General features: G+C 56.3%; 5 protein-coding genes and 1 pseudogene. 4 read left to right on the forward strand and 2 right to left on the reverse strand.

Going from position 1 to position 6,885, the window contains the following annotated elements; translation table 11 throughout:
* The 4 genes and pseudogenes from JWR14_RS24160 to JWR14_RS24175 form a co-directional block, all read left to right on the forward strand.
* Positions 1 to 374 (forward strand): annotated as a pseudogene (locus JWR14_RS24160) (hypothetical protein); the annotation flags it as partial.
* Positions 375 to 558: 184 nt separating this feature from the next.
* Positions 559 to 1,575, forward strand: coding sequence for a hypothetical protein (locus tag JWR14_RS24165; protein WP_299713125.1), 1,017 nt, complete (start codon positions 559 to 561; stop codon positions 1,573 to 1,575).
* Positions 1,575 to 3,404, forward strand: a complete 1,830-nt coding sequence (locus tag JWR14_RS24170; protein ID WP_299713127.1) for a carbamoyltransferase — start codon at positions 1,575 to 1,577, stop codon at positions 3,402 to 3,404. The genes JWR14_RS24165 and JWR14_RS24170 overlap by 1 nt, the downstream gene beginning before the upstream one ends.
* Positions 3,391 to 3,699 (forward strand): hypothetical protein, encoded by a 309-nt coding sequence (locus JWR14_RS24175; protein WP_299713129.1) that lies wholly within the window; start codon positions 3,391 to 3,393, stop codon positions 3,697 to 3,699. Before JWR14_RS24170 ends, JWR14_RS24175 begins: the two co-directional genes overlap by 14 nt.
* Positions 3,700 to 3,806: 107 nt before the next feature.
* Here JWR14_RS24175 and JWR14_RS24180 read toward each other — a convergent pair whose 3' ends face one another.
* The gene (locus JWR14_RS24180) at positions 3,807 to 5,153 is read right to left on the reverse strand and encodes an MFS transporter (RefSeq protein ID WP_299713132.1); all 1,347 of its coding nucleotides are present in this window, start codon (positions 5,151 to 5,153) and stop codon (positions 3,807 to 3,809) included.
* 229 nt (positions 5,154 to 5,382) lie between these two features.
* Complete coding sequence (locus JWR14_RS24185) at positions 5,383 to 6,186, reverse strand: TatD family hydrolase (protein WP_299713135.1); 804 nt, start codon at positions 6,184 to 6,186, stop codon at positions 5,383 to 5,385.
* Positions 6,187 to 6,885: the final 699 nt, after the last annotated feature.

Below are 6,885 nucleotides of genomic sequence, written 5' to 3' on the forward strand. Positions count from 1 at the left end.
CGTTCAGCAATCGCGCGATAGGCCTTTCCCTTGGCCACGAAGCAGTCGCGGATCTGAATCGGCATGCAGCCATGCTCATGTCGTCGACAACACCGACGGTCGGATCCGAGAGAGATACGCAAACCTGCAACACACTTGTCGACGCGCTCACGCACTCCGCGGCATTGGCACTTGGACTCAACGACATCGGCGCCATAGCGGCGAATATGAAAGCAGATCTTTGCCTCTTCGATCGAACATCCGATTTCTGCAGTGGTCGCGACAGTCTTCACTTCATCAGACTGCTGGTTAGTGGAAGACCACGCCACGTGTTGATTGATGGGTTACCCGTAGTGGTCAACGGTGTGTTCGTCGGGGAAGTCGCTCATGTCTGATTCACTGGACAAGACGTGTCAAAGAGCTCCTGCTCAAGAATGTGGGGCTCCGCACATCGACGGCTAGTCGCACGCTACACAATCTTATGCACAAGATTGGCGCGATGCTCAAACCCCTGCTGCAGTTGGATGACAAGTTTTTGGGTTCGACAAAATCACGCTTAATACAAGACGGAGACAAGCAATGAATGCGCGCGCAGATATTCCGCCGTTGCATCGGCAACTGATGCAGCACGACGATATCCTCGGCTACAAATTCGCACCGGGTTTAAAAGTGAGAATCCCGCACGAGGGTGGGGGTTATCTCGTCAAGACCAATAAAGCAGGCTTCCGTTGCGATAACGAAGTAACCGCTAAAAAAACCAAGGCACGCCGGGTCCTTGTTTTCGGTGACTCCTACACGGCAGGGGACGGCGTAAGCAACGGGAAACGGTTTTCAGACGTTGTCGAGCAAACGCGCGAAGATACAGAAGTCCTGAACTTTGGACTGAGCGGCAGCGGTACTGACCAGCAATATCTGATCTTCCAGAAGTACGCTGAAGAGATCGAATATGACGCCGTGGTGATCAGTGTCCTCGTGGAGAACATCGAGCGAAACGTCGCAAAAGCCCGGGAATGGACGGACCGCTCGGGAGAATCGCTATACGTATCCAAACCCTGGTTCGAGTTATCTTCGTCCGGCGACTTGAGCCTGAAGGGGGTGCCAGTCCCAGTGCCGCAGAAGAAGGGATCTGAACATGTGCCCGACCATGGTGGTATGGACGTCCTGGCGACCGCCCGAAAAATGGTGAACAAGTTGGGTCCCGGCTTCAAGGACAAGGTCCAGAAGCTCACGCGATTCCAGCCGCTTCCTGATTACGACTCGCCGGATAGTTATGGCTGGCGGCTTATGCAAGCCATTCTCGCCAAGTGGGTAGCCGAGTTGAACAAGTTGCACGTGCCGGTCATGGTTGCGGTGATCCCCGTCTACCAGTACGTGGAAAAGACCGCTAGTTACTCGGACGTCCGCAAGCGCTTCGATGAGTTTGCGAAGGCGACCGGCGCACCTGTCCATCACGTGATAGACGACCTCTGGCCCTACACCCCCGAAGTCCGGAGATCGTTCCGATTTCAATCGGACGTTCACTTGACGCCATTGGCACATAAAACGATCGGTGAATCGATAGCCAAAGCGCTCGCACCGTTGCTCCGAGAAAAATAATGTCACGATATGTATTGGGTATTTCCGCGTTTTATCACGACTCAGCCGCGGCGATCCTGAAAGATGGAAAGATCATTGCCGCAGCGCAGGAAGAGCGGTTTACGCGGCGCAAGCACGATCCGGCTTTCCCGCGCGGGGCGATCAACTATTGCCTCGAAGAAGCGGAGATCGATGGCAGCGACCTGGCCGCAATCGCTTTTTACGACGATCCTGCATTGACCGCCGACCGGATCATCCGGTCCTCAGTAGCGTTTGCACCCGAGTCGGAGAAATTCTTCACGAGGGCCATCAAATCGTTTTTCGGCGTGAAGCCTTATTTCAAGGAGCAGGTTAAGGAAATGCTCAATTGCGACGTGCCAATTTACTTTGCGCGTCACCACTATTCACACGCCGCGTCGGCTTTTTTCCCGTCGCCTTTTGAAGAGGCCGCGGTGCTTTGTGTCGATGGCGTTGGAGAATGGGCCACCACGAGCTTGGGACTGGGCAAAGGCAGCAAGCTTGATATCCTCAAGGAAATCCGCTACCCGCATTCCTTAGGGCTGCTCTACAGCGCCTTTACTTACTACTGCGGGTTCAAGGTGAACAGCGGTGAGTACAAGTTGATGGGACTTGCACCCTATGGCCAGCCGATTTACGCCGATAAGATCAAGGACAACCTGATCGATATCAAACCTGATGGCTCGTTCAGGCTGAACCTCGATTTCTTTGATTATCACCAGGGCTTGACCCTGACGAACGATCGCTTTCACGAACTCTTCGGTGCGGGGCCTCGCCAGCCCGAGTCCAGAATCAGCCGGCGCGAAATGGATCTGGCGGCATCGATCCAGAGCGTGACAGAGGAAGTCATGCTCAAGATCTGCAGGTCCTTGCGTGCGCTTACCGGCGCTTCGAAATTGTGCCTCGCGGGTGGGGTTGCGCTGAATTGCGTAGCCAACGGCAAGATCCTGCGCGCAGGCATTTTCGACGATATATGGATACAGCCCGCAGCGGGCGACGCCGGCGGTGCCATTGGCGCGGCGTATCTCGCAGACTTCGAGATGTTAGGTGGCCAGAGGCCGGCTGTGTCGGCGGACTCGGACGCCCAGACCGGCAGTTTCATCGGGCCTGAATACAAGAGCGACGAAATCCTTGCGTTCCTGCAGCGCTCGGGTGCCGTGTATCACCCACTCGACAGCGCAGACGGCGGCGCGGCAGAGATTGGGGCATTGCTCGCACAGGAAAAGATTGTCGGGATGTTTTCGGGGCGCATGGAGTTCGGTCCCCGGTCGCTTGGCGGCCGCTCCATACTCGGCGATCCGCGAGGCGCTTCCACGCAATCGCGCATGAATCTGAAAATCAAGTTTCGTGAATCGTTCAGGCCTTTTGCGCCGATCGTTTTACGAGAGCGCGCGTCGGAGTATTTCGACCTTGATTCGGACAGCCCCTACATGTTGCTGGTAGCGCCAGTCAGGGAGACTCACCGTTTGACGCCGGATGCTGCCTCGGACCCCGACGACATGCTGCAGATCGTCAATGCGGTACGAAGCGATGTGCCTGCCATTACGCACGTCGATTACAGCGCCCGTATTCAGACAGTGACAGAGCACGTCAATCCGCGCATGTTCTCTGTGTTGAAAGCGTTCGAATCGTTGACCGGATGTCCGCTCCTCGTGAACACCTCATTCAACGTTCGTGGCGAGCCGATTGTGTGCACGCCGGAGGACGCGTACCGATGTTTCCTGAGAACGGAAATTGACGCGCTTGTCCTGGGTGACTATGTATTGCATCGTGCTGAACAGATGGTGACTGAAACCGACGATTCCTGGAAACTGGAGTATGAACTTGACTGATGCCGACCTGAATCAATTCTTCGCTTCGAAGCTTGCGCCGCTTCAGGCAGTGGTTTCGCCATTCATTCCGACGAAGGTGGACCCGAGTTGCGAGTCCTACTTCGACGACGTGTTCGAGCCTGAACCCATCATCATCCAGGCGGATATGATCACCTCCCTGGTGGATATCTGGCATCGCCTTGGACTTGAACCGCTTGCAGCGCTGGAGCCGGATTTCCGCAAGCTCGCGAAGGAACTCCGTGCGACCGACGTGCAAACGCAAAAGGTGTCGAACTTCATCTACGCAATGTATTAGGCGTTCGCGAGCTCATGGATCTCGGCTGCTGGATGGCGGCCCGGTGATCCATAAGCACGCTCCGTGAGCTCGTCCCAGACGCCTGCGCCCAGTCGTTACTCAGTTGCTCAGTCTGGCATTCCTCGTCCGCGCGTCTCAGGCAGGAACCAGGGCAGTATGATTCCCAGCACATAGACGGAACCGAGCGCCATTGCCGCCTGCGAAACCCCGCCAAACGATTTGATCATGCTCCCCGCGATGATCGGGAAAACCCAGGCAATGAGCCGCGCAGCGTTAAACACGAAGCTGATCGCAGTTGAGCGCACCGTCACGGCGAAAAGCTCGCACGGGTATATCGCCATCCACGCATAGGCACAGCCGAGCGTGAAGAACCCGTTGATCGGCGCAATCACCATCATGGCTTCCACGCTGGTCGTTAGCCTGTAGGTGATGAATGTAGTAACGAGCGAGCCAACGAACGTCAGCGATATATACGCACGTCGGCCGATGGCATCCACAATGAAGCCGGCCAACAGGTAAGCGACGATCGCACCCACCGTGTAGATGATCGACACCCTGGATCCCCACGACAGCGCGTCCGTCAAGCCCTCTGCCTTTGCGATCGATACAGTAAATGTTGGCAGCCAGCTTGATATGGCCCACCAGCCGACGGTTGTCACAATCGACAGCAGGAGCAGAAGCAGCGTGCGTTTCCTGGCTTCCTGCTCGTTGAACAATTGTGCAAGCGTGAAAGGCCGCTGGTTGGAAATGGTGGATGCGGCATCAGATCCTGTGGAGGGTAGCCCGCTGGTTGCATTCCAGCGCTTTTCACGCACCGCGCGCTGCCATTGTTCCGACTCGTTCACGCCGCGCCGGATGTATAGAACAAACAATGCGGGTAGCGCGCCGAGCACAAACATCAGTCTCCAGGTTTGCTCCCCAAGCGGATGGACCGATGAAAGCGCATACCAGACGACCGCCGCTATCAGCGTGCCCCAGCCGAAGCCGGATTGCAGGAAGCCCGCGCCCTTGGCGCGTGCCCGCTCAGGCCACGTCTCGGAGAGCAGCGCGATACCCGTACTCCATTCGCTGCCCATAGCCAGTCCGGTTAGAAAGCGCAGGGCGCACAGCATCCAGAAGGTCTGGGAAAACGCAGTGAATCCTGAAAACAGCGCGTAAAGAAATACCGACCAAAGCATCATGCGCTTGCGTCCGACATAGTCCGCAAGAATGCCGCCGACGAGTCCCCCCACGCCCCAGCCAAGCAGCGTGATGCCGATCACTAGCCCCGCATAAACCGGTGTGGATGCGGCTTGCGCAGGAGAGAGAACCGAATGCAGCATTGGCGCAATGACGACGACCAGCACCAGTGCTTCGTAGCCGTCAAAGATCCAGCCCAGGAAGCTGGCCCTGAGAACGCGCCAGTGCGTAGGCGTCAGGTCGGCATACCAGCGGCCTTGGCTGCCTGACGTCATTTTTTCTTGTCCAGTCTGATCCATTGAGTGTCCCCGTTATATTCATTAGCGATATTCGTTTTCAACGTCTCGTGAAGTTCGCCTGCGTAGTCACTGAAGGGAAATCACGGATCACTTGAGAGAGAAGAAAAGAGCGACAAAACCAACGGCCACCTTTCGGTGGCCGTTGGTTGCCAAATCAGCTTTCATACCGGTCCTGACATAGTCTACTCACATATATCGGGTACGTTCAATTCGATGGACGTGAAGACAACGACAAGCCAAACAGACGCTGGCTGTTTCCGGAGCAAGCTTGCGCTACGTCCTCTTCGCTGATGCCTTTCAATTGTGCGACAGCACGAGCCACCCATATCAGGTTCGCGGGCTCGTTATACGGCCGGCGCTTATTTGCATTCTTGGGGCCGAGGTACGGAGCGTCTGTCTCGAGATGCAGTCTGTCGAGCGGCAGCTCCGGAATGGCGGAGCGTAGGGCGCCACCACGCTTCTCGTCTGTCACCCAACCCGTGATGCCGATATCCAGCCCAATGTCGACCAATGCCCGGGCTTCGTCGGCTGACTCGGTGAAGCAGTGAACCACTCCATGGGCGCCGGCCTGAACCGCTTCTTTCACCATTGCATGAAAGTCTGCAAACGCATCACGGCAATGAAGGAACAGAGGCTTTTTGACCTTCACAGCGGCGGACAATTGAGCGGCAAAGGCTAAACGTTGATTCGCCGGGGTCGAAAAATTGCGGTTGTAATCGAGCCCACATTCGCCGACAGCCACACAAACGTCGTCCTGCCACAGCATCCCCAGCGCGTCCAGCATCTCAGCGGACCAGGCGTCTGCAGAATGCGGATGCACACCTGCGGTGGAAGAAAGATATCCAGGGTATCTGTGGGCGAGCGCCAATGCTTCGTGACTCGATTGTATCGACGTACCCGTCGCCAGGATTGCGCTCACGTCCGCTGCTTTCGCTCGTTCAATGAGACTGTCGGTCAGGTCACGCAACTGCTTCGAGTGAAAGTTAACGCCAATATCGATAAGTTGCATGGCCCGGCGTTGCACGCCCAGTTCAATGGAGAGGTACCGCCGCCACAGACGCCACTAAAGAGATTGGACGAGGCGGGGGACAAGCCGGGGCCCGATGGCGCGCCCGGCTCCTGTGGAGGATAGCAGGGCGGCCCGCGGACCGTGCATTGCTCTTCAATCAAGTTGTGCGGCCACAGAGCCGTCACGGCCGAGGGGTTTTGTTGCCAAACTCATGGGCCTCGTGACGAAGCGTGTCTCGCGACCGGCCCATATCGTGTCGTTTCATAAACAGGTCGAACCGCTCTTCCTCTCCCGGAAGCGGTGACGTGAATGCCCTGAAAACGACAAAACCGACGAACAAGAGAATACAGATAACCGATGGAATCTCGAATAGGACGTAACTCATGGAGCCTCCCGCTGCGCCTCAACGGACGCAAAATCGCCTTAGGAGCTTCTATCGTAGGCCGATCGATTTGCCTTGAAAAACGATTAAGTTTCACGTGTATGTGAGAAATATTCATTTGAGGAGCGGTGACGAGTCCTGATGCCCGTGTTTTCGTCATCGTGCGCAGTGGGTGGATCAGGCCAAGTGCAGGGGGGAAACTGCCTCATTGCAGATAGATTGTGATCACCATATAATAAAGCCGATCGAATCAATGGGAAGTCTCATGAGAGTCAGTCGTGCACAGGCGGAAGAGAATCGGCGCATCGTTATCGAGG

It is taken from the genome of Caballeronia sp., from assembly GCF_028292365.1.
Classification (GTDB): domain Bacteria; phylum Pseudomonadota; class Gammaproteobacteria; order Burkholderiales; family Burkholderiaceae; genus Caballeronia.